Here is a 22,406-nt window from a genome sequence, read left to right as displayed (position 1 = left end):
TGAGAACGTAGGCTTCCCTCCATGGGTAAGAAGCGCTCGGGCGAGGGGTCCAGCAGGACCCGGATGGCCGCCAAGTTCCTAGGTGTCAGCGTGCTCTCCGGGGCGGTTCTGGCGGGCCTGGCCCTGCCTGCCGTCGGGGCCTTCGGCCTGGTGGCCAAGGGGTCCGTCGAGGGGTTCGATGAGATCCCGGCCAGTATGAAGACCCCACCGCTCAGCCAGCGCACCACAATCCTGGATGCCGAGGGCGGCGAAATAGCCAAGGTCTACTCGCGGGACCGTACGGTCGTACCGCTGAACGAGATCTCCCCGTACATGCGGAAGGCGATCGTCGCCATCGAGGACGCGCGCTTCTACGAGCACGGCGCGATCGACCTCAAGGGCGTGCTCCGTGCGGTCAACAAGAACGCTCAGTCCGGCGGCGTCTCCGAGGGCGCTTCCACCCTCACCCAGCAGTACATCAAGAACATCTTCGTCGAGGAGGCCGGCGACGATCCCGACAAGGTCGCCGTCGCCACCCAGCAGACCATCGGCCGCAAGGTCAAGGAGCTGAAGTACGCCATTCAGGTGGAGAAGGAGCTCGGTAAGGACCGGATCCTCAACAACTACCTGAACATCACCTTCTTCGGGCAGCAGTCCTACGGCGTCGAGGCCGCCTCCCAGCGGTACTTCAGCAAGCGCGCCAAGGACCTCACCCTGGCCGAGTCGGCGATGCTGGCCGGCATCGTCCAGTCGCCGAGCCGCTACGACCCCGTCAACGCCCCGAACGAGGCCGTCAAGCGCCGCAACACCGTGTTGCAGCGCATGACCGAGCTCAAGGCCGTCACCCCGGAGGAGGCCGCGGCCGCCAAGGCCGAGCCCCTCAAGCTGAAGGTGACCCGCCCCAAGAGCGGCTGCATCACCGCCGTCAGCGGCGCGGGCTTCTTCTGCGACTACGTCCGCGAGGTCTTCCTCAAGGACCCGGTCTTCGGCAAGACAAAGGAGGCGCGGGCCAAGCGCTGGAACGAGGGCGGCATGACGATCCGCACCACCCTCGACCCGCAGACGCAGAAGTCCGTCCAGAAGTCGATCACCGACCACGTCTACCAGTCCGACCCGGTGGCCACCGCGATCTCGATCGTGCAGCCCGGCACCGGCAAGGTGCTCGGCATGGGCCAGTCGCGCCCGTACGGCTTCGGCGACCACCAGACGCAGATCAACCTCTCGGCCGACAAGAACCGGGGCGGGTCGAACTACGGCTTCCAGACCGGCTCCACCTTCAAGCCGATCCTCGCGGCGGCCGCCCTGGAGGAGGGCATCTCGCCCAACAAGACGTACTCGTCGCCCTACCAGATGGCCTACCCGGACGCCGTGGACACGTGCACCGGCACGTGGAAGAACTCCGGCGGCGAGACGGTCAGCAACGAGAACCGGAGCGAGGTCGGCCCGTACGGGATGCGGGAGGCGACCGCCAAGTCGGTCAACACCTACTTCATCCAGATGATCGGTGACATCGGCACCTGCCCGGTGACGAAGATGGCGTCGAAGCTCGGCCTCCAGCCGGCCTCCGGTTCCGACATGGACCAGGTCCCGTCGATCGCGCTCGGCACGCAGGGCATGTCCCCGCTGACCATGGCCGCCGCCTACGCCGCCTTCGCCAACGGCGGTACGTACTGCACGCCGGTCCTGATCACCTCGGCCACCGGCCCGAACGGCAAGAGCCTGCCCGTGCCGAAGACGAAGTGCTCGCGGGCCATGTCCGAGCAGACCGCCGATACGGTGAACACGCTCCTCAAGGGCGTCGTCGAGGACGGTACGGGCAAGGAGGCGGGCCTGTCCGGGCGCGACAGCGCGGGCAAGACCGGTACGACGGACGGCCGCAAGGCCGCCTGGTTCGTCGGCTACACCCCGAACATGGCCGGTGCGGTCTGGGTCGGCGGCCCGGGCAAGGACGTCGAGATGGAGGGCATCACCATCGGCGGCCAGTACCACGACAAGGTCTACGGCGGCGACACCCCCGGCCCGATCTGGCGCGACGCGATGGCCGGTGCCCTGGAGGGCAAGGAGGCCCCGACCTTCGACACCGTGGCGGTCGGCGGCGGCGAGCGCGGTGACGCCGACAAGGGCGACACCGACAAGGGCGGCACGGCCGGCAACGGGCACGGCAGGAACAAGCCGGGCGGCAGTGGCAACAAGCCGGGTAACGGCGGCAGCAACGGCAAGACCGGCGGCAGCGGCAACGGCGGGCGTCACAACCAGCCGGGGACGGGCCAGGACGGCGGCCGCTGAGCCGTCCGAGGCACAGCCGGCAAGCACATACGAAGAAGGGGCGCCCGGACCGAAACGGTCCGGGCGCCCCTTCTTCGTATGTGTGCGGGTCAGCCCGCGAGGAGCCGCTTGACCTCGTTGGCGACGCGGCTGCCCTCGGCGAGGCCGTCGACCTTGGGCTTCACGATCTTCATGACGGCACCCATGGCCTTCGGCCCCTCGGCGCCGCCGGCCTTGGCCACGGCCACGGCGTCGGCGACGATCGCGGTGAGCTCCTCGTCCGACAGCTGCTTCGGCAGGTAGGCGGCGAGCAGCTCGCCCTCGGCGCGCTCCCGCTCGGCCTGCTCGGGGCGGTCGCCCGTGTCGAACGCCTCCGCGGCCTCGCGGCGCTTCTTCGCCTCGCGGGCGATCACCTTCAGCACCTCGTCGTCGGAGAGCTCACGGGCGGACTTGCCCGCGGTCTCCTCGTAGGCGATGGCGGAGAGGGTGAGCCGGAGGGTGGAGGAGCGCAGCTCGTCACGCGCCTTGATGGCGGCAGTGAGGTCGTCGTGCAGCTTGGCCTTGAGCGTGGTCATGCCGCAATCTTCGCATTCGGCAGCGGATGACGCCCCGCATTAACGCCGTGGGGCGGCGGGGCGGCGGCAACTCCCGCGGTGCGCCCGCGACATCGCGCCGGCACCCTGCCCGCGACAGCCGGAAGATATCCACAGCCCGTGACGGGGCGAGGCCGGCGGTCTGCGACCATGTATCCCATGCGCGCTCGATACGGAGTACCCCTGGGAATCGCGGCAGTCGGCGCGGCCGGCATCGCCTACGCCGCCGGCTTCGAGGTCCGGTCCTTCCGGCTGCGGCGGGTGACCGTGCCCGTGCTGCCGCCCGGCATGCGGCCGCTGCGGGTGCTCCAGGTCTCCGACATCCACATGGTCTCCGGACAGCGCAAGAAGCAGCGCTGGCTGCAGTCGCTCGCGGGGCTGCGCCCGGACTTCGTGATCAACACGGGGGACAACCTCTCCGACCCGGAGGGCGTGCCCGAGACGCTCGACGCGCTGGGCCCGCTGATGGAGTTCCCCGGCGCCTACGTCTTCGGCTCGAACGACTACTACGGGCCCAAGCTGCGCAACCCCGCTCGCTACCTGCTGGAGCGGGCCAGCGGCCGGCACGGCCTCAACGGCAACGCCCCGGTAGTCGGCGCGATCCACAACCCCTGGGAGGAGCTGCGCGACGGCTTCGACACGGCGGGCTGGGTCAACCTCACCAACACGCGCGGCGCCCTCAAGGTCGCGGGCTACGACATCGCCCTCACCGGCCTCGACGACCCGCACATCAAGCGCGACCGGTACGCGGAGGTCACCGGCGGCCCCCGCGAGGACGCGGACTTCTCCATGGCCGTCGTCCACGCCCCGTACCTCCGGGTCCTGGATGCCTTCGCCGCCGACCGCTACCCGCTGATCCTCGCCGGTCACACGCACGGCGGCCAGCTGTGCATCCCCTTCTACGGGGCGCTGGTCACCAACTGCGACATCGACCCCGAGCGGGTCAAGGGCCTCTCCACCCACAAGGCCGGCGGCCACCGCTCCTACCTGCACGTTTCCGCAGGCTGCGGCACCAATCGCTACACCCCCGTCCGCTTCGCCTGCCCCCCGGAGGCCACCCTCCTCACCCTCGTCCCCCGCGACTGAGCCGTGAGAGCGCCGGGGAGGTTCCCGGCGCTCGCCGTACCGTGTAGGGATGATCGACCCCATACCCTCCACCACGCGGCGCGGCACGACCGATGCCGCGGGCGTGCCCGCTTCCGCAGTCGTCCCGGCCGGCCGCCGCCCCTTCGCGGCGGTCTTCCGCGCGCTCGTGGCCCTGGCCGCGCTCACCGGCATCGTCCTCGACACGATCGACTCCGACGACCTGGGCAGGCTCTTCAGCTACTTCACGGTCCAGTCCAACCTGCTGGTGGCGGTCACCTTCGCCTGGTCCGCCCAGCGCGCCTGGACCGGGCGCCCCGCCCTCTCCCCGCGGATCACGGGTGCCGCGCTGCTCTACATCTCCATCACGGGCCTGGTCTTCCACTTCGTGCTCTCGAACGACTCCAGCGGGTTCGCCATGACCAGCGAGCGCACGCCCCTGGAATCGGTCGCCAACCAGCTCCTCCACACCGTGACCCCGCTCACGGCCGCCCTCGACTGGCTCGTGCTCACCGCGCCCGGCGGCTTCCTGCTGCGCCACGCCTGGCAGTGGCTGGCCTACCCCCTCTTCTACCTCCCCTTCGCCCTGGCCCGCGGCGCCCTCCTCGACCCCGGCACCGAGGGCCGCTACCCGTACCCCTTCCTGGACGTCGACCTCCACGGCTACGACGGCATCGCCGTCAACGCCGTCACCTTCGGTCTGGCCTTCTACGCCCTGGCCCTCACCCTGACCCTCCTCGACCGCATACGCCCCCACCTGCGCGCCCCTCGAAACCGGATTTCGCCTACGGGCTCCAGTCCGCTAAAGTAGAGCTCGTTGCGCCGGGGACCTGCGAAATCAGGAACTCGGAGAACATCGGGGTGTAGCGCAGCTTGGCAGCGCGCTTCGTTCGGGACGAAGAGGTCGTGGGTTCAAATCCCGCCACCCCGACAGCTGAAACAGCACGTCAGCCCTGGTTCTCTCACTGAGAGAACCAGGGCTGACGTGTTTCTTGGCGTGCTCGCGGATCTGGAGTGGCGCTGGAGTGGATCAAGGAAAGCGGAACCGGAATCCACCACTCCAGAGGCTAGGGAGTGCGCCCCCGCAGCAGCGCATCGAGGACAGCGACCTGTGATCCCAGACACATCGCACGCCTTGCCTCCAGAGACGCCTCCCACACTTCGGTCAGGCCCTCCATCAGTCGGCGGCGCATGCCGGAGGTGATGTGCGAGTAGCGAGCCTGGACCGAGCCGTCCAGGTGGCCGAGCCGCTCATCCATGAGCTTGGGCGGTGTCCCCATGTCCTCCATGATCGATTTATGGGTATGCCGGAGCCCATGGGGCGTGAGCCCCTGAGCGATAGGCACCCAGCACGCCTCGGCCCGCTCGGAAGCGTTCCGCCCACGAGCAGGTACACCGGGCCAAGGCCCCGCGAGGAGAGGAACAGGGCGCGCCGCCTGCGGCGCCTTCTTCGGATACCAGCCCGTAGCAGCCGGCTGGAACAACCAGGTCGCGAACCCGGACCGACGCCAATGCGCCGCAGGCTCCCCCGGAGCACTGCCCCGGAGGTAGCCGAGCTCCGCCATCGCGAGCTCGACCCTGGCCCGCTTTTCCTCCCGCACCACCTCAGGCCGGTTCAACACGTTCGAAGCCGTCCCGACGGAGACTCCGGCATGGCGGGCGACGTCGGCCAGCTTCACGCCCGGGGAGCGAGCAGCATCATTAGCTTCGCCATAGCCGCGGAAGACGTACCGACGACCGTGGCACAGGCAGGGCTGCGGATCTGCTCGGGCAACTTGGCCGGTGATCAGGGCAGACAGCCAGTCCATGCTGTCGATGGTCCGGTACGAGTCGTCCTTCGGCGGGCAGCGAACCAGCTCGCCGTTGTCCAGCTCGTACAGCTGCCACTCCACTCGAATGGACTTGGGACGAATGAACTCTGTCTCCAAGCCCACCATCTCGCCCCAACGCACTCCGGTGTATCCCTTGGTGACGCCCCCGACGAACTCGTCGTCGCGACCGGATAAGAGGGCCATTCGTTCGGAGACGAGCAGGATGCCCAGTGCATCTGTCACCACCTTCTCCGGCCCACGTTTCCGGGAACGCCCAGCACGCTTCCCCCGGCCTCGCCTCCTGGCAGCCGGGTTCACACTCAGGAGCTCCTCTTCGATGGCGTCCTCGAAGATGACGTGGAGGGTGCCGTGCCACGTCTGCACGCTTGTGCTCGCGTACGAGGCCTGCTCCTTCTTCTCCCACGCGCCGACATCGGCACGCGTGATGTCGGCCAGCGCCTTGGCCCCGAATTCGGGAAGAAGGTGATTCTCAACGTGCCGCTTGTAGTTCTGCATGGTCGAGGCAGCGAGCTCCAGCCCCGCGTACCACTGGTTCACGTACTCGCCGAAGGTCATCGCGGGCTGAACATCAGGTTCTTCAGGTGCCGCGCTCTGGGGACCGACACCGGCCACTTGCTCTTCCGCAAGCGGCGTGTCTGTCTCGGGGGATGGTGCGCTCTGAACAACTCTCCGGATCAAGGCCTCGTGATCGTTGGCTGCCTTCGCTGCTGCCCGCTTGCTGCTGAACCGCATCGTTCGCCCCTCGGCATCCACGAGGGTGCGCAGGATGCCAGGTGCTTCCCAATATCGAGCGCGATAAGAGCCTTTGAGCTTCTCTCCGTATCCCACTTCTGCCACCACCGCTCACGCAGCAGCGTCGCCGTGCGGCGGTTCGACCGCTCGGCGAGGGCGCTTGGGCCGGAGCAGGACGGACGCCGGCACCGTGCGCTCGCAGCGAGCCGGCCGAGCGGGAGCCATCTGCACCGAGACTGCGGCCCGGAGGGTGGGAGGCCGCTCCTCGAAGAGACGGATGATCTCCGCGAAGTGGTCGGCAGTGAAGCGGTAGGCCCCGCCGAGCCGGGTGAACGGGATGCGATGCTGCCGGGCCTGCTCCTTCACCCACCACTCCGAGCAGCCGATTGCCGTGGCGACCTCGGCGGCTGTGAAGAGACGCGGCAAGCCGCTGTCTGCTGTGCCGTGGGGAGTGCGGCCTGACCCGTCCGCCCCGCCGGCCCGCGGCTGCGGGCCGGTGTCGTTGTAGGGCATGCTGTGGGCACCTCCTGATTTCCTGCAAGGGATGGGGAGGCCGGGGCAGCGGGGTACTTTGCCGGTAGACCGCTGCCCCGGGCGAAATCAGAACGGCTGAGTGCGGTTCCAGGAGTGGTACTCGCGGCGGACGTACGTGCGGCAGTCCTCGTCGGTGACCACGTCGGAGCCCCTGAGGCTCAGCCCGGTGTGCGTGGCGTCGTACTCGACCAGCCGCCTCGCCGCCGCTTCCGCGGTGTCAACCGCCTTGGCCGCGGCCTGCGGGGCGTACGTCGCCACCTCCTCGATCGCGATCCGATCGAGGACAGCGGCTTTGCGGAGCCAGAACTCCCGGCCCTGCTCCGTGCCGAGGGAACGGGTCGCCCTTACCTGCCTGAGCACCCAGAGGATCTCCGAGACGATGCGGGGAGCGCCTGCGTACTCGGCGTACTCGGCGGCGGGATCAGTGCTGTGCGCTGCGTCTGTCACTGCTCCTCCTCCGGGCCGTGGTCCGTGCGGGAGGTGAGGAGCAGGTGGTGGAGGGCCGTCTCGGCCTGCTCGCCGTACGCGTAGGCGGCGTCCGCGAGGCCGGCCATCGAGCCGTGGCTCAGTTCTCCGGAGTGGTCGAGCATGCGGGCCGCGACGATGGAGCGGAGCAGGGTCAGGCGCCTCTGGCCGTTCCAGTCGCCGAGGTCTCCGCGGAAGTCGGGCAGCGGGTCGCTCGGCACGATGTAGTGGTCGGTCTGGTCGCGCTGGAGCTCGACGTACCGCGGCCGGTATCCCTTGATGACCGCGAGGAGCGCTGCTGCCGTGCCGTGGGCGTACGTGAGGGCGAGGTTCTCGTACAGGTCGGTGGTCATGCGCTGGTAGGCGCGGGACAGGCCGCGGACCTGGCTCAGGGCGATGTCGCAGGGGCTGATCTTGTACTCCCCGCGGATGTTCACGTCGCCGATCACCAGCCGCAGGCGGGCCGGCTCGATCTGCCACGAAGCGACCTGGGCCGCCTGGTGGGCGAGCCGCATCTCCCGGGCCGCGGCCCCGAGCGCGAACACGCTCGCGGTTAAGCTGTCGAACCACGCGATGGTGGTGATGTTGGACATGGGCGTCCTCTCCGCTGACGGAATTGCCGAGCCGGGTTGTCCGGCCCTCTGCACGGCCCCACCTCCAGGGGAGTTGGACCCGCACAGGGAGCCGTCAGTCGATGGCCGGCGCCGCCGCGCTTTCCACGGTGTGGAGTAAGAGCGAGCGCAGATCCGTGCCGACGACCGCCTTGAGACGGTGCTCGATCGCCTGCCACGAAGTGGGGTCGATGGCCATGAGGGCGGCGATAGCGGCCGGCCCTTTTCCTTCTCCGATGGCCGTGAGCGCATCACGCAGCTCGCCGGAGGCCATGAGGGAAATCTTGTTCATGGAAGGGACTCCTTCACCTGATCACTTGTCGAGGGCGGGGACGGCGTGGGCGATGGCGCCCATGACCTGATCAATCGGCGCGGCGATACCGGTGCGGCTGAGGTAGTAGCCGAAGAGGATGGCGACCGTGGCACCGCCGATGCCGACAGCCTTCGAGCGGAGGAGCATGGCCAGGAGGAGGCCGAACAGTACGAGCGCGGAGATGGAGAAGGACATCGCAGGGCTCCTCGGGGAAGTCAGCGTCGAGCCTTGCCGGTGCCGTCGCGGTAAAGCTCGGCGACGGAGTTGTAGAGGCGCCGGCCGACGCGCAGGCGCAGGCCCTGCCCCTCGCAACGGCGGCATTCGCGGCCGCGCTTGATCCGGCCGCTGCGGGTCTGGCGGATCTTCGCGCCCCATCCCCCGCATTTGCGGCACGCACCGAACGGGCTGAGGGCGCAGATGACTGCGTAGCAGAGCGTGAGGAATATGAGGCCGGGCATAGCGTCGAGCAGGGAACTCATCAGAACCCTCTCCGGGTAGGAATTCGGGGGTCGCTCGGCGAGCGCCGCTAGGTGCTAGTGCGCAGGTCAGGTGCGTGATGTGCTGCTAGCGGGGGTGCTAGACCTAGCGGCCGTCCTGCTAGGCCTAGCGGCGGCGGCAGCTATGCCACGGCGCCGCTGCTGTCACGTTCCGCGATCGCTCCTAGGACGTCGGCGCGCTTAATTCCGCGCCGGTTGGCGCCCGTACCGTCGTCCGTGGTGCCCCACACCTGCGCGGTGCGGATGCCGTACGGCTTCAGGGCTGCGGTGAGCTGTTCCGCGGTCCACGTGCCGTACACGGTGGGTCGGAGTTCCGCGAGGGCGGCGACGATCGCCTCGTTCCAGAGCTTTTCCTTGCCGACGGGCAGCGTCGTGAGGAGATCCGAGAGCAGGTCGTAGGACGGGCCGGACGCGGCCGCGGGTTGCTCCCCCAGCGCGTGGCCAGCCAGAGTGCCGAGGCGCTCGCGCATCTTCCGGGCCCGCAGGGCGATGACTTCGGCCTGCACGGCATTGACCTCGGCCGCGCGGACGATCTGCGCATCCGCGCCTTCGCCGAGGAAGTAGCAGATGCCCTTGTCCTCCCAGGCGAACATCGTTGCCCGTACGCCCCGCTTATAGGCACCGGTGCCGAGAACCATGTTGTTCTCGACGTGACTCATGACCTTGAGGCACCAACGGGCCGACGCGTTTGCGGAAATCCCCTTCGGCAGACTGATTTCGTCCGGCCGCTGAGTGGCCAGCAGCAGCACGATTCCCGTGGCCGGACCGAGCTTGACGAGGTCCGTGCAGATCTCCTCAAGTTCCTTGCCGTACTTCGGGTGCTCGAACCACTTCTGGCACTCGTCCACCCCGACCACAATCGGGTGCAGGCCTAGGGACCGCTTCGAAGCGAGCTCCGTCGTCACCTTCGACTCGGGGCAGATATCCCGGGGCAGGCCGCGGATGACGTCCGTACGGCGTCGCAACTCGGCCTGGAGCTCACGGAGAGAGGTCAGCCCGTAGAGGATGTCCTCGTCGCGATTGCCCGCCCGGTGGCGAAAGCCGATGGCATCGCCGACAGGGTCGAGGTCGCCCGTTCCCTTCAGGTCATAGCTGTGCACCTCGGCGCGCGGGTCGAGCGCGGCGATGAGCAGGAGGAGACGCAAGAGGTAGGTCTTGCCCATTCTCGGGATGGCGCCGATCACGCCTGCCAAGTACATGAGGGTGATCTCCACCCAGCGTCCGCGCTGGTCGGTTCCCCACGCGACGGGCTTGAAGAGATCCACCGTGCCCGACTTCGCGAGGGGCCACGCCGGCTGCGAGGTCTGGGACATGTCCTGATCGCCGACCCACAGCCGCAGGCGGCCGGTGTGCTCGTTCCGTACCGCTTCGGGCCAGACCGTTCCCAGCGGCCGCCGGAGACCGGAGGCCAGCCTCTCCCGGCGGTCCATGATGTCCGTGACGGTCACGCCATGAGGAAGATCGCCCTCGGCGAGCCAACCGGGGCCGTCCCGCGTGATGGGGGCGGTGAAGGCGAACCCGTCCCCGCCCTTCGACTGAGCCTGATTGATGCCCTGAATGCCGAGGGAGCCGAGAGCACGGAGGACGATGTCGCTGGTGAGCCTCGTCGCCCTCGGGATTTCCACCGCCCGGTGGATCACCGGTGCGTCAGCGGGTTGCCCCAGCCATCCCAGGGCCATCGTCAGAGCGAAGCCGCACAGCGAAAGCAGCCACTGCGGGGCCATGACGTAGAGCACGAGCGCCGCGGCGGTTCCCGCGATCGAGGCTACGAGGGCGACCGCCGCCCGCCAGCGGACGCGGCGATCCCGCTGTCGCGAGAGTTGCAGGTATTTGGCGATGTCATCGGTGGCCGCCGCGTACTGCCGGAACGGCTCGCCTTCGACATCCGCGACCCATCGCAGCCTGCCGCCGACGAACCGTGCGGCACCGCTCGGGGCCTGTAACGCGAGACGGATCGTGTACCAGGGCGTACGTACCGCGTGATACGCGGATACGTGCCAGGCGTACGCGGCGACGCCTTTGCCGGCCGCGAGGAACTCTTTACGCGACTTCGCCCAGGCCGGGATGACCGGGCGGCGCTTGGCGCTCTGCGCCCGGTCCGCCAAGCCGGGGCCCGATGGTCCTTCCGGGCTGTCGACAGCAACGGTCTCATTTCCGGGGATGGCGGATTCGGAAAGACCGGAGACGGCCGGTCCGGCAGGGTGGCCCTGATCTAACGCGATGCTCTCCGCCAGTTGGTCGTTCACGTGACTCCTCCAAATCCTGGGCGGGACGGGAGAACGGGAGTGATGCGTTCAAGCGATGCGTTCAGACGCGAAAGCGCCGCGGCCCGGTGAGACGTGCCCAGCACTGGTACGCGATCGCCACGACCTTGAACCCGCCCAGCCCGGCGAAGAACGTCAGCAGCCAGTCCGCACCGATGCTCTCGGCCGACCGGCAACTGATGTAGGACACGAGGAGCGCGAGGCCCAAGAAGAGCAGGGCCACGAAGCTGCGGCCGGCCGAGGCCGGCGGGACGTAACGCCCCACGACGACCAGGGCCCGCGGTTCGACGAAACTGAGCCCCCCGTTCGGGAGCCGTAAGACGACGAGCTTGCCTTCGCCGTGGTCCGCGATGCCGGCCACGGTGCCGAGGGTGATGTCCTCGCGGCTGCGGGCGACGTCGCCGAGGGTGAGCTGCATGTGATCCACCTCTGTGGTTGAGAGCAGTGCAGGCAGCAGGGAACGAGCGCGTCCGCGGCGAGCGCATCGGACGCTGATGACTCATCAAGAGGTCAAGTCCTCATGAGGACTTGAGGAGTTCAGACTGGGACTATGACGCGGGTCTCACTAACTCGTCAAGTCCTCTTGAGGAGTCGTATGCTGAGCCCCGTCGACACGACAGGCGGGTGAGCACCGATGGCGAAGGCGTACGAGCGGATTGCGGACGGCTTGCGAGAAGCCATCCGCGCAGGTCAGCTGAGCGCCGGGGACCGTCTCCCCTCTGAGACGGCACTCGCCGAGGAGTACGGCCGCAGCCTTCCCACGATCCGCGAAGCACTGCGCCTTCTGCGCGACGAGGGGCTGATCGAGAAGCAGCACGGCCGCGGCAACTTCGTCCGTCAACCCCGGGCGACCGTCCTCCGAACGAACGTCAGGCACCAGTGGGAGAAGGACCGCGTCCGGCAGCCCGAGGAGCAGCGGGCGCAGACCGGAGCCACCGAGCATGACACCGGCCTGACGCTCAACGATCTCGTCTTCCGCGCGTCCTACCGCGAGGTCAAGGCGGGCAAGGCTCTCGCGAAGGCCTTCGAGGTCCCGGAAGGCGAAGTGCTCCTGGAGCGCACCTACCGGACGCGCTATGCGGCGGAGCGAGCCCCGTTCGCGCTGGTCACCTCCTACCTCGTCCGCGACATGGTCGCGTCGAACCCGGACCTCTTGGACGAGTCCAACGAACCGTGGCCCGGAGGCACCCAGAACCAGCTCTTCACGATCGGCATCGAGCTCGACCGCATCGAGGAGCACGTCACCGCCCGGCCGCCCACGCCGGAAGAGGCGGAGGAACTGGAACTCCCGCCCGGCACCGCCGTGATCCTGCTGCGCAAGACCTCGTACGACACCAACGACCGCGTTGTGGAGCTCTCCGACATCGCGCTGCCCGGCGACCGGACGGAGATGCTCTTCACCACTCCCCTGGAAAGGTGGTGAGTGCCGTGCGCCGGCGCATCATCATCGTCACCGCAGTGCACGGACCCTCCGCCCACCACCTCCACGACGCCTACAAGTCGCTCTGCGCTCAGGAGCTCCCCGAAGGCTGGGAGTGGCACTGGCTGATCCAGGAGGACGGGCAGACGGACGACGTCGCCCCCCACGTCCCCGATGACGAGCGCGTGACCTTCCGGCAGGGGCGACGCGGCGGCCCTGGGGTCGCCCGGACCATGGCCCTGGCGCACGCCGACGGCGAGTACGTAAAGATCCTGGACGCCGACGACCAGCTTCCGCCCGGCGCACTGGCCCGCGACATCTCCGTCCTTGAACGCGACCCCAGCATCGGCTGGACGACGTCACGCGTCCTGGACCTGCTGCCCGACGGGACGACGGTCGGTTTCGACCAGGACCCGGACGAGGGACCGATAGAGCTGGGCGCCGTACTTGCGCACTGGCAGGCGCACAACTTCCGGGCACAGGTCCACCCCGCGACCCTCTGCGTACGTCGCAACCTGCTGGTCGCGCTGGGCGGCTGGATGGCGCTTCCGGCGTCGGAGGACACCGGGCTTCTGCTCGCCCTTGATGCGGTCAGCCGCGGGTACTTCACCCGCGAGGTAGGGCTCCTCTACCGGAAGTGGCCCGGTCAGGCGACCGGGCAGGCGGCTCACACCGATGCCGCGGAGCGCGATGCGCGCATGGCCGTCGTCCAGGCCCGCGCGCAGGCGCTCGCGTACAACCGCTGGCTCTACCCGGCTACGAGCTGACCGGCACTTCGTAGACGATCACGCCGAGGGAGGCGGGCACCACGATGTCCGCCGTCTCGACGGCTCGCCCGTCGTCGCTGTAGTACGTCCGCTGGATGCGCGTGACGAGTGCTCCCCGCTGCACGCCGAGGAGGGTGGCTTCCTCGGCGGTCGCGTGTCCGGGTTCGGGCTGCTCGACCGCGCGCGTGACCGTAATGCCGATTTCCGCCATGCGGTCCACCACGCCCTTACCGGCGTAGGGCCCGCCCTCCGGGAGCACGACCAGCGTGTTGCCTGTGAGGTCGTACGGCTCCCAACTGGTGGATAGCTGTACGGGCTTGCCGTCCGACAGGAACTCGTAGACGGTCCGGACGCACAGGTCCCCCTCGGCGATGCCGAGGCGGGTGGCGACGTCTGCCGGCGCGGGGAGCTTGGCCTCCGTGCTGCTCTCCCAGGTGCCGTGCTTGCCGAGGGCGGACATGTCCGCGGCGAAGGGCGACCCTCCGCTCTGTTCGCGGCTCTGTGAGCGGACCATGCGCAGGCGTGCGCGAGGCTCGGCGACGTACGTTCCCGACCCTGCACGCCCTTCCAAGACGCCTTGCGAGATCAGGAGTTCCTGCGCTCGGCGGATGACGTTCTCGCCCACGCCGCCGCACTCCTGCGCAAGCTGCGTACGCGACGGCAGCCGGTCGCCCGGCGCCCACTCCTGGTCCGCGATGCGCTGTCTCAGCAGGTCAGCGACGCGGAGATAAGGCGGCTGCTCACGCATGTGGAAAATCTAGTCCACTAGCCCTATTCTAGTTAACTAGCTTCACGTACTGTGATCCCGTGGCGACGGAGGAACACCTTGTGGCCGCACGCAGCAACCGGGCCGACCACATCGCGGCACGCCTGTCAGCTGCTGGTTTCACTCCACGCGTGAGGCATCGGAAGGGCTGCATCTGCGTCGAGACGGAAGTTCCGGATCCGGTCTCGGCCGAGGCGTGGCGAGAGCTCTTAAAGGTGCTGGGGACGGCCGACTCGTTCGGGCTGATCACCAGCGGAAGCGGCCGCATCGCCTGGGCCGCCATCAGCAAGGACACCCCCGCGACAGCGGGCGCTGCCCGGGGGCACGGCCATCAGCTATGAGGAGCTGATCAGCGTGATTGACCTTATCCGCCGGGCCCTTGAGTGGGCTAGGCGACAGTTCGTTCCCGTCATCGAGCCGGAACGCCGCAGCGCGCCGGCCGAGCCCCGGCCCGCCGAAAAGACGACCCCGCCGGCCCCGCCCATGCGTCAGCCGCAGTGGTACGCAGAACTGCGCGACGTCGAGCAGACGGCTCTCGTCCGCCTCTACGTGGTGGGCGATGGCGAGCGCGTACGCCGGCGGCTTGAGCATCGCTGGCAGCCCCTCGCGGTCGGCCTGCCCTGGACCGCGGCGGAGGTGCACTGATGTACGTAGAGACCGCCACATCCCTCATGACACACCACCACATCCGCCTTCAGGTCACCGGGGAGACCGTCCGGCCCGGAGACGTCATCGACTTCGGGGGCTGGGGGTACACGGTGGTCGAGGTAGTGGACTTCTCCGGCGGCAGGAAGGGCCTGCGCTTCGACACGGGGGAAGCACTGATCGTCGATTCGGCTGACGAACTGTCCGCTGTGCGGGCCATCGAGAGGCGGTGAAACCCGCCGTGGCAGGCCGCTACCAGACCATCGCCGAGGACCTCCGCCAGCTCATCGCCGCCGGAAACTGGCGGGCAGGCGAACAGCTCCCGTCGGAGACGGAACTCGCTTCGCTGTACAGGTCCAGCCTCCCTACGTTACGGGGCGCCCTAGACCTGCTCCAGGCCGAAGGGCTGGTGGAGAAGTTCCACGGGCGAGGCAACTTCGTGCGGCGCCCCGGCGACCGCACTGTCTACGACAGCGCACGGCACACCTCGGACCGGCCGCCTCCCTCCGGCTCAGCGTTGCGGGTCACTGTCGAGGTTCGCAGGGTAAAGGCATCCGGTGATGTGGCGTCGCTCCTGAAGATCCGCGCCGGCTCCCTGCTGACGGAGCAGGAATACGTCAGCATTGCCGGCACCTCGGTACGGAGCGTGGCCCGCCTGTACGTCCCCCTCAAAGTGGCCAAGCTCGAACGCCCGGAAGGGGTCCTGTCGCCGTGGGGCGACAACGTCCGGGAGCTGCTCACCGCGGCCGGAGTACACGTGGCGTCCACGATCGAGCGTGTCACCTCCCGATTGCCGAGCGCCGAGGAGAGGGAGATTTTCCGCAGCCCCGCACCCGTCCTGGCAGTGGAGCGGGCATCGATGGACATCACCGGGCAGGTCGTGGAGGGGGCGCTCCTGACCCTCCCCGGCGATCGCGCAGAGGCCGTCTTCACCACACGTACACGCGTCGAAGGACGGGAGGAATCCGGATGAGATCCATCGGCGGCGGAAGAACTCCCCGACCAGAAGTCAGGAACCCCGGTCACGGCCTGCGACTCCTCCCGTGGAACTCACCGGACGACAAACCCTGCTTCCTGAGCCCGTCCGACGGTCAGGGGAGGCTGTCCCGATACGCCGACACCGTAGAGGCGGCACAGATGAACATCGGGGCCGACGTACTGGCGGACGCGGAGAAGCTCCTCTCCAACCCGGAGGCATGCCGTCATGACCTCCGGATCGCGCTCCACCAGACGGCCAAGTCGCTGGGCGACGTCCTACGGGTGGCGGAGAGCAGGGGCGCACGGCTGCGCGAGCCGAATGAAGATGAGTGGCGGCTGGGGGCTAAGGGAAACGAGCCGCCCCGACCGACGAGCTGACTTCCTTCCCGGTGAACGGTCCGGCCCTGAGGGGCCGGACTGTTTCGTGTTCAGGGCAACGCGTCGGCATCCACACGGGAGAACACGAGATCGCACTCCTCCACGACGGGCCCCCGGAGGCGGGCGAGAGGAGCGTTGGCGCAACGAATAGCGGCCGGATAACTCTCCGGGGCGTAGTCATTGGGTTGGCGGTAAGCCTGGAATCCATGCTCGCGCATGGTGGCCAGCAGCTCGTCCACGGAGTCCCCTAACCGAGACATGCGCTCGGGGGTCACCTCAACGGTGACCTCGGCATCGGGACGAAGCTGATCAAGTAAGGGGGCCATGCCCCGGACTACGCTCCCCTCGGCCCCCTCCACGTCGACTTTGATCACGCGAGCGCCGGCCACCTCGGAGGCGGTGAGTACCTCAGTGAGCGGAAGGGCCTGCGCCTCAAAGCAGGACTCCGCCGGCCCGTCATACGGGACGATGCTGTTCGCCCCCAGATTCCGAGAACTGGCGAGCGTAAACCTCAAGGCCCCCCTGGCGTCAGACACTGCCGTATTGACCGCCCGCACGTTGCGACAGGCGTTACGCCGCGCGTTCGCCAGCACACTCCGGTGAAACGCAGGAGAGGCCTCGATAGCGACGACCCTCCCCGAGGGCCCGACCAGATGGGCCGCCAACAGGCTGAAGTACCCAATGTTCGCCCCGACATCGACGAACGTATCCCCAGGCCGTAGCCGCTGGCCTAGCCAGCGCGTCATGTGGGGCTCCCACGTCCCGAACATGTAGATGTACCGCTGTATGAGGTCCTGCGTGTCGACCGGGACAGCAGCCCCGAACCGCGTCTGCGCGACACGCCGCCGAGGCCGATCACGCAGATACGGATTAAGGCACTTCGCAGCCAACCACGGCTTCCCGAGCGAACCAGGACAGTGCCGCACGTACTGACGGCCGGCCGAGGCCAATAACTCTGCGGTGCAGTTGCTCATCCAACACCCCAAGACTGCTTCTGGCGCCCCATGAAGCTCTGGCGAGCCCAGTCTCGCACTCCGCCCAGGTGGACAGCTGGCCGCCTCGTCAGGTGTCGCTAAGGACTTCTCTACGAGCTGCCTCGGCCTTTCGGTTGAGGGCATTGGTCATCCCCACGGCGGCAATGGTGGCCAGGATGCCGAGGCCAAAGAACAGAACCTCAGTGATAACACTGACGACCGCGACGTTTCGCGTGGCATTCGCGGTGATCGCCATGATGATCCCACCGGATACCCAAGCGAACCAGATTCGGAACTTCTCAACCCGGACGGCCTTCTGCACTTCGCTGTAGCTGGCCATCAGTTCCCCCCTACGGTGGTGTACGCAGGGCATCATGCCGTGGAGCCTGGGCTGCATCAGGCGATGTGGCCGTTCTGTGACGCTGCTGAGAGGACACCCATCTGGCGGTGCGGCCTACTGTGCGCCTGCCGACAACGGCTACGGACAGAACCGCCGATCGACGGCCGGGAACGGTAGCAGGAGGGCGGGTCAGCCTGACCCGCCACGGCCTTCCCGCATCTTCTAGCGCTGGGGCGCATCCTGGGTGAGTGTCTACTCCCACACGCCGAACATGTAGACGTCGCGCTGGATGAGGTCTCGGGGTCGACCGCGAAACTCACACCGACTCGCGAGCGGGTGACGATCCGGCGAGGATGATCACGCAGCCGCGGATTCAGCCACCGTGCCGAGAGGGCCGCGACGCCAGTGCGCCAGGAACGTAGCGGACGTACCACCGGCCAACACTGACCACGTGCTCTACAGCACCAACTCTCAGTCCTCTGCACTGTTGTGCGAGATCGATGCCAGGTCAAGCCTCGCCGTACTTGGCTGATCAAATTCGGCCGTGGCCCCGAGCCCGATCGCAGCGTGGCCCGAGGACGGCCCCTAGTGCAGCCAAGGGGCAACTCGCGGGCTCTTGGGCATCACACGGCGGGGCCGTTTGTCAGTGGGGCCGCGTACCCTCTCCGAGATCATCAGCAAGACCCCCGAGGTACATGTGCCCCCGCTCGAAATACCCAAGACAGACCCTGCCTGGGAATCCATCGACACCTACCTGGACGGATTCCGGAATTACCCAGGCAAGTCGAAACAAGGGTACGTATACGTCGTAGAAGTCGAGGGCGCGCGTCGGCGCCTCAAGATCGGCTGCACAACCGGCCCCCGACGGCGGATATCGGACTTCCGGAGGGATGCCCAGAACATCGGCGATCGCCTGACCAGGGTATGGGTCTCTCCTGTCCACCTCAACTACGGGGTCACGGAGACACTAAGCCTTCAGGAGGCGCGAGCGATCAGTCCCTCGTTTACCAAGACAAGCGAATGGTTCCCCTCTCTACCCTTCGACACCGCCCAGGCCATCGTGGCACGTAATACAGAATCAATCAGCGCATCGACACTGCTGACCGCAAAAAGAGAAGAGCGCGAACGCGAACAGGCTGCTACTAAAAGAGAGGAGCTCAAAGACCGATACGTCTCCCCCCGCCCCCCACAGCACAGCGACGGGCCCGACGGCACGCTCCAGCCTCTCGCCGTCGGCGAGTTCACCCCGATCCCCTCCTATCTCCGCGAACGCCTCTACCCGCAAAACGAAAAGGAGAGGCGCAGTCGGCGATACCCAATGGCGATCCTGTGAGACATAAAGAAATCAGAGGAAAGCTGAACCATTCGGTATCGCTGCCGCCACAGCGTCACAGCATTCTGAGAGAGATCTCGGGAGAAGCACCCCGCCCCTCGCTGCCGCACCAACCCAGACCAGCACAAAAACCACCCTTACCTGCGGCGTTGCTGCGTGCCAGGGCCACAGCCCCGCCGCACTTCATTCGGAACGAGAAGGTCGCAAAATCAAAGTGGGCTTACTCCTCGGGCTCACCCTTCAACCTGTAATAGCGACGGATGCTATCCGCCAAGAGAATCGAGTCGGCCCTCTTTCTTTGGGAGTCAGCAGCTTCCGCCCGCTCTAGACGTAACCTTTCCTTAATATCCGAATGGAGCTCCGGAAAGCAAGCATCCATAACCGCTGCACGAAAGAGATAGGGGGCAAACACGAAGGGCGCCAATACGAAGCAGATCCCGGCAATCTTCGCCGAAACACCACGATCACCCATCGAATTCAAGGTGTAGCCCATTGGACCAATAGAGACTATTAACGAGACAAACGGGTACGCATACCAGGGGAGATCAAAACCGTGAATCCGAGAATAGGCATCAAATGCTATCATCGAGAGAAACACTAGAGGAGGCATGGCGGTCATCGCTGCCTGGTCGAAACGCCCCTCGACACCGTCCACCGACTGCCACATGAGCCAGCAGGACCCCAGAATGATGGCAACCGTATAAATGGATCCCATCCAAGCTAAGATTTTTTGACCTCTACGCTGACCCGCTTTCCCAAACCCCTCTTCAACGGATCTCGCGTAATCCTTCAGACTCTCACTGTGGACGCTTTCCCGTGTTTGCGCTTCGACCAGTTGTGTCGACGAGAGAGGCATCTGCTGAACGGCTAATGAGGAGGCAGAGGCCATTGCGGGAGACCCGTCAGGAGGCGGCAGCTCCTGAGGGGATGAGTGGGCACGCGGTGTGCTGGGTGGCTCGGTCTCCTTGAGAGACATAGGTTGGTGCGGGACCGGACGGCGGGCGATTGCCACGTCGCCTTCCCCCACGAACTTCAGTTGCGGAGCGATGACAGCGTCCAGGGTCATCCCATGATGCACCTGTCGGTAAACATCCACTACGGTCACGTACCCTGCGTCCTTGCCAGGTTGGGCGCTACGCAAGGCCCGGACGAGTTGGCGGGTGAACGGGCTGGGCTGGCCGGGACGAGTGGCCGCTCGGGCGAGTTGGGTGGATCTGCTGCTGGTGAGGACGTAGCGGCCTCTGCCTGCTACAGAAGCCGAAGGGGTGATCCCCTTGAAGGCTCCGCTATAGCAGCAGTCGAGAATAATGACCGTGGTGGCTGCCGGTGAGCCTTCGATGATGTTGTTGATCTCGATGGCGCTCAAGGCAGTGGCACGCAGGCCAGCGGTTCTGGTGTCCTGGGCGCAGAGGTAGAGAGTGCCACGCTCATCGAGTTGGCCGTGGCCACTGTAGTAAAGCAGCAGCACGTCCCCGCGGGCTGCGGTGGTAAAGAACTCGTCGACCTTCTCCCTTAAGTCCTGAATGCCGTAGTCGGACAAGGTTTCGACGTCAGGAGAGTCAAAGAGCCCGACTTGACGATCAGTTAATACCTGCTTCAGGTGCGTGATGTCAGCGAGAGGGCCGTTGAGGGCCGGGAGGCAGTGCGGGTCGCGGGGGTAGGTTGCGTTACCGATCAATAGCCCCCGGTAGCGCCGGCTGTCTGTCATCAGCCATCCCCCAATCGGCTCCCGAGACCCTCAGTGAGCGCCTGGAAAGACGTCTGGTCGATGTTGTCGCCAACGACCCGGATGCTCCGTTCCCCTCCTGCGGCATCGGTCCAGGTCACAGTCAACGTTCTGGTCTTGTCCCGGGCCAACCAGGCTCGAAAGCACGCCACGGCGGCAGTCAGCCCGCCGGAAGACCCCAATACGAGAACCGTTGCCTCGACGGCACCCTTGTGGCCCGGCCTGGGCACACCACGGTGGACAATCGGTCCTGCCTCTTCGCGCAACGCCGCATGCAAAGCCGCAACCTGGTCGTGCCAGGGTTGATCATCCGGATCGAACCTGCTGGTCTCCGGACGGATCGCCACTTCGGCCTCTGTGGTCATGCCCTCCCCCTCATGCGCCTACAGTGGGCAGCATATTGCTCGGGCCTCACGGAACGAGTCCGCCGCCGCACCGCTCCACAGCTCAACTGCTGAGACTTCCGGGCCGTCACTGCCGTCAGACTTCTGCCTGGCCATGCCTATCCCTCCCATGTTTCAGCCATATCTATGGTGCTACGGGTGGCGCTTGGGGGATCGGAGTGGAGTATGCGGGGAGTCGATCTTGTAAGTCACCCCTCGCCGCACCAACCCTGACCAATGCAGGCCGACGCCCTGACCTGCGGCGCAGCCAAACTCCCAGGCCACAGCCGTCCCCGCACCTCGTTCGGGACGAAGAGGTCGTGGGTTCAAATCCCGCCACCCCGACAGCTGAAACACCAGGTCAGGGCCTTGATCCACTCAGTGGATCAAGGCCCTGACTCGTTTTTGTGGCCTTTGGTCTTTGGGCTTTGGGAGCACCGCCCTGGAGGGCGGGCCTGGAGTGGGGCAAGGGAACCGGAAGCTGGTTCGGGGGTGGTTGCTCGGTGGGCGCGGGCCCGGCTCTGGGGGAGCCGGGCCGGCAAGGGGCTAGGCCATGGACTCGGCGTAGGGGCTCGGGGCGTTTACTGCGTTGGGGACCGGGGCGCCCTTCAGAGCCAGGGCTACTGATTCGGCTACCTGGGTTCCTGCCTTTTCCTGGGCCTCGTAGGTGGAAGCGCCCAGGTGAGGGGTGACCACCACGTTGTCCAGGGTGAGGAGAGGGGAGCCGGAGGGCGGCTCGGTCTCGAAGACGTCCAGGGCCGCGCCCGCTATGTCGCCGGCGCGCAGGGCGTCTGCCAGGGCGGCCTCGTCGATGATGCCGCCGCGGGCGACGTTGACGAAGTACGCGGTGGGCTTGGCCTTCCGGAGGGCGTCGGCGCCGATGAGGCCGATCGTCTCGGGGGTCCGCGGGAGGTGGACCGTCACGAAGTCGGCGCGGGTGAGGAGGTCGTCGAGGCCGGTCATCTCGATGCCGAGCTCCGTGGCGCGATCACCCACCACGTACGGGTCGTAGGCGATGACCTTCATGCCGAAGGCGGTCATCCGCTCGGCCACCAGGACACCGATGCGGCCGAGGCCCACGATGCCGAGCACCTTGCCCGCGAGCTCCACGCCCGTGAAGCGGCTGCGTTCCCAGGAGCCCTGTTTCAGGGCGTGGCCGGCCTGCGGGACGTTGCGGGCCGCTGCCAGCAGCAGGGCGCAGGTCATCTCGGCGGCGCTGACGATGTTGGCCGTGGGGGTGTTGGCCACGAGGACGCCGGCGCGGGTGGCCGCGGCGACGTCGACGTTGTCGAGGCCGACGCCCGCCCGGCCGATGACCTTGAGGCGGGGTGCGGCGTCGATGACCTCGGCGTCGGCGCGGGTGCCACTGCGGACGAGCAGGGCGTCGGCGTCCCGGACGGCCGCCAGCAGCGCGGTCCGGTCCGTCCCGTCGACGTGGCGGATCTCGACGTCCTCACCCAGGGCGTCGACCGCAGCGGGCGAGAGTGGGTCGGCTATCAGCACTACGGGGTGCTTCATTACCGTTCTA

The 22,406-nt window shown here is 67.2% G+C and carries 26 protein-coding genes, 1 tRNA gene and 1 pseudogene; 12 read left to right on the top strand and 16 right to left on the bottom strand.

The features are described 5' to 3' along the window. Positions 1-21: 21 nt before the first annotated feature. On the top strand, positions 22-2,265 hold the full coding sequence (locus D7231_RS12400) for a transglycosylase domain-containing protein (RefSeq protein ID WP_120755352.1): 2,244 nt from the start codon (positions 22-24) through the stop codon (positions 2,263-2,265). 89 nt (positions 2,266-2,354) lie between these two features. On the opposite strand, the gene D7231_RS12395 is transcribed toward D7231_RS12400, so the two are convergent. Further along, on the bottom strand, positions 2,355-2,819 hold the full coding sequence (locus tag D7231_RS12395) for a GatB/YqeY domain-containing protein (RefSeq protein WP_120755350.1): 465 nt from the start codon (positions 2,817-2,819) through the stop codon (positions 2,355-2,357). 177 nt (positions 2,820-2,996) lie between these two features. Here D7231_RS12395 and D7231_RS12390 point away from each other — a divergent pair, with 177 nt between their 5' ends. The 3 genes from D7231_RS12390 to D7231_RS12380 all read left to right on the top strand — a co-directional run bounded on the left by D7231_RS12390 (position 2,997) and on the right by D7231_RS12380 (position 4,851). Further along, positions 2,997-3,923, top strand: coding sequence for a metallophosphoesterase (locus D7231_RS12390; RefSeq protein ID WP_120755348.1), 927 nt, complete (start codon positions 2,997-2,999; stop codon positions 3,921-3,923). Between the two features lie 49 nt (positions 3,924-3,972). Continuing rightward, positions 3,973-4,731 carry a Pr6Pr family membrane protein gene (locus D7231_RS12385; protein WP_120755346.1) on the top strand — a complete coding sequence of 253 codons (759 nt, stop codon included), beginning with the start codon at positions 3,973-3,975 and terminating at the stop codon, positions 4,729-4,731. 46 nt (positions 4,732-4,777) lie between these two features. Continuing rightward, a tRNA-Pro gene (locus tag D7231_RS12380) sits at positions 4,778-4,851 on the top strand. Between the two features lie 136 nt (positions 4,852-4,987). On the opposite strand, the gene D7231_RS12375 is transcribed toward D7231_RS12380, so the two are convergent. The 9 genes from D7231_RS12375 to D7231_RS12335 form a co-directional block, all read right to left on the bottom strand. Further along, entirely contained in the window at positions 4,988-6,580 is a 1,593-nt protein-coding gene (locus D7231_RS12375; protein WP_120755344.1) for a LacI family DNA-binding transcriptional regulator, read from the bottom strand. Positions 6,581-6,595: 15 nt separating this feature from the next. Then, the gene (locus D7231_RS12370) at positions 6,596-6,997 is read right to left on the bottom strand and encodes a helix-turn-helix domain-containing protein (RefSeq protein WP_241999671.1); all 402 of its coding nucleotides are present in this window, start codon (positions 6,995-6,997) and stop codon (positions 6,596-6,598) included. Between the two features lie 87 nt (positions 6,998-7,084). Next, positions 7,085-7,465, bottom strand: coding sequence for a hypothetical protein (locus D7231_RS12365; RefSeq protein ID WP_120755342.1), 381 nt, complete (start codon positions 7,463-7,465; stop codon positions 7,085-7,087). Further along, the gene (locus D7231_RS12360) at positions 7,462-8,076 is read right to left on the bottom strand and encodes a hypothetical protein (protein ID WP_120755340.1); all 615 of its coding nucleotides are present in this window, start codon (positions 8,074-8,076) and stop codon (positions 7,462-7,464) included. Before D7231_RS12360 ends, D7231_RS12365 begins: the two co-directional genes overlap by 4 nt. 94 nt (positions 8,077-8,170) lie before the next feature. Further along, on the bottom strand, positions 8,171-8,386 hold the full coding sequence (locus D7231_RS12355; protein ID WP_120755338.1) for a hypothetical protein: 216 nt from the start codon (positions 8,384-8,386) through the stop codon (positions 8,171-8,173). 21 nt (positions 8,387-8,407) lie between these two features. Continuing rightward, positions 8,408-8,602: a hypothetical protein gene (locus tag D7231_RS12350; RefSeq protein ID WP_120755336.1), complete on the bottom strand. Its 195-nt coding sequence runs from the start codon at positions 8,600-8,602 to the stop codon at positions 8,408-8,410. A gap of 20 nt (positions 8,603-8,622) precedes the next feature. Continuing rightward, positions 8,623-8,886 carry a hypothetical protein gene (locus D7231_RS12345; protein WP_120755334.1) on the bottom strand — a complete coding sequence of 88 codons (264 nt, stop codon included), beginning with the start codon at positions 8,884-8,886 and terminating at the stop codon, positions 8,623-8,625. Positions 8,887-9,026: 140 nt separating this feature from the next. Beyond that, positions 9,027-11,150 carry a cell division protein FtsK gene (locus D7231_RS12340; protein ID WP_422396698.1) on the bottom strand — a complete coding sequence of 708 codons (2,124 nt, stop codon included), beginning with the start codon at positions 11,148-11,150 and terminating at the stop codon, positions 9,027-9,029. A gap of 61 nt (positions 11,151-11,211) precedes the next feature. Further along, positions 11,212-11,586, bottom strand: a complete 375-nt coding sequence (locus D7231_RS12335; protein ID WP_120755332.1) for a hypothetical protein — start codon at positions 11,584-11,586, stop codon at positions 11,212-11,214. A gap of 216 nt (positions 11,587-11,802) precedes the next feature. Here D7231_RS12335 and D7231_RS12330 point away from each other — a divergent pair, with 216 nt between their 5' ends. Both D7231_RS12330 and D7231_RS12325 read left to right on the top strand, forming a co-directional pair. Further along, positions 11,803-12,591, top strand: coding sequence for a GntR family transcriptional regulator (locus D7231_RS12330; protein ID WP_120755330.1), 789 nt, complete (start codon positions 11,803-11,805; stop codon positions 12,589-12,591). Then, positions 12,585-13,355, top strand: coding sequence for a glycosyltransferase family 2 protein (locus tag D7231_RS12325; protein WP_120755328.1), 771 nt, complete (start codon positions 12,585-12,587; stop codon positions 13,353-13,355). Before D7231_RS12330 ends, D7231_RS12325 begins: the two co-directional genes overlap by 7 nt. Here D7231_RS12325 and D7231_RS12320 read toward each other — a convergent pair. Further along, on the bottom strand, positions 13,345-14,103 hold the full coding sequence (locus tag D7231_RS12320; protein WP_120755326.1) for a GntR family transcriptional regulator: 759 nt from the start codon (positions 14,101-14,103) through the stop codon (positions 13,345-13,347). The genes D7231_RS12325 and D7231_RS12320 overlap by 11 nt on opposite strands. Before the next feature lie 59 nt (positions 14,104-14,162). Between D7231_RS12320 and D7231_RS12315 the strand changes: the two genes are divergently transcribed. The 5 genes from D7231_RS12315 to D7231_RS12295 all read left to right on the top strand — a co-directional run bounded on the left by D7231_RS12315 (position 14,163) and on the right by D7231_RS12295 (position 16,122). After that, positions 14,163-14,462: a hypothetical protein gene (locus D7231_RS12315; RefSeq protein WP_241999670.1), complete on the top strand. Its 300-nt coding sequence runs from the start codon at positions 14,163-14,165 to the stop codon at positions 14,460-14,462. A gap of 142 nt (positions 14,463-14,604) precedes the next feature. Further along, a complete protein-coding gene (locus D7231_RS36470) occupies positions 14,605-14,766 on the top strand; it encodes a hypothetical protein (protein ID WP_158673740.1) in 162 nt (53 codons plus the stop codon). Next, a complete protein-coding gene (locus D7231_RS12305) occupies positions 14,766-14,999 on the top strand; it encodes a hypothetical protein (RefSeq protein ID WP_120755320.1) in 234 nt (77 codons plus the stop codon). The genes D7231_RS36470 and D7231_RS12305 overlap by 1 nt, the downstream gene beginning before the upstream one ends. Continuing rightward, positions 14,996-15,739 carry a GntR family transcriptional regulator gene (locus tag D7231_RS12300; protein ID WP_120755318.1) on the top strand — a complete coding sequence of 248 codons (744 nt, stop codon included), beginning with the start codon at positions 14,996-14,998 and terminating at the stop codon, positions 15,737-15,739. The genes D7231_RS12305 and D7231_RS12300 overlap by 4 nt, the downstream gene beginning before the upstream one ends. After that, entirely contained in the window at positions 15,736-16,122 is a 387-nt protein-coding gene (locus tag D7231_RS12295; protein ID WP_120755316.1) for a hypothetical protein, read from the top strand. Before D7231_RS12300 ends, D7231_RS12295 begins: the two co-directional genes overlap by 4 nt. 50 nt (positions 16,123-16,172) lie before the next feature. Here D7231_RS12295 and D7231_RS12290 read toward each other — a convergent pair whose 3' ends face one another. Together D7231_RS12290 and D7231_RS12285 are read right to left on the bottom strand one after the other, a co-directional pair. After that, entirely contained in the window at positions 16,173-17,096 is a 924-nt protein-coding gene (locus D7231_RS12290; protein WP_120755314.1) for an FkbM family methyltransferase, read from the bottom strand. An 88-nt stretch (positions 17,097-17,184) separates the two neighbouring features. Continuing rightward, a complete protein-coding gene (locus D7231_RS12285) occupies positions 17,185-17,436 on the bottom strand; it encodes a hypothetical protein (RefSeq protein ID WP_120755596.1) in 252 nt (83 codons plus the stop codon). Between the two features lie 646 nt (positions 17,437-18,082). Here D7231_RS12285 and D7231_RS12280 point away from each other — a divergent pair. Then, a complete protein-coding gene (locus D7231_RS12280; RefSeq protein ID WP_158673739.1) occupies positions 18,083-18,769 on the top strand; it encodes a GIY-YIG nuclease family protein in 687 nt (228 codons plus the stop codon). Positions 18,770-18,989: 220 nt separating this feature from the next. Here D7231_RS12280 and D7231_RS12275 read toward each other — a convergent pair whose 3' ends face one another. The 3 genes and pseudogenes from D7231_RS12275 to D7231_RS12265 all read right to left on the bottom strand — a co-directional run. Next, positions 18,990-20,477, bottom strand: a complete 1,488-nt coding sequence (locus tag D7231_RS12275; protein WP_120755310.1) for a caspase family protein — start codon at positions 20,475-20,477, stop codon at positions 18,990-18,992. Next, on the bottom strand, positions 20,477-20,860 hold the full coding sequence (locus D7231_RS12270; protein ID WP_120755308.1) for an effector-associated constant component EACC1: 384 nt from the start codon (positions 20,858-20,860) through the stop codon (positions 20,477-20,479). The genes D7231_RS12275 and D7231_RS12270 overlap by 1 nt, the downstream gene beginning before the upstream one ends. A gap of 597 nt (positions 20,861-21,457) precedes the next feature. Further along, positions 21,458-22,396 (bottom strand): annotated as a pseudogene (locus tag D7231_RS12265) (hydroxyacid dehydrogenase); the annotation flags it as partial. Positions 22,397-22,406 lie beyond the last annotated feature (10 nt).

This window comes from Streptomyces klenkii (assembly GCF_003626645.1).
Taxonomy (GTDB): domain Bacteria; phylum Actinomycetota; class Actinomycetes; order Streptomycetales; family Streptomycetaceae; genus Streptomyces; species Streptomyces klenkii.
Note: the sequence above shows the minus strand (reverse complement) of the source record. Positions and strands in the feature narration are given on the sequence as shown.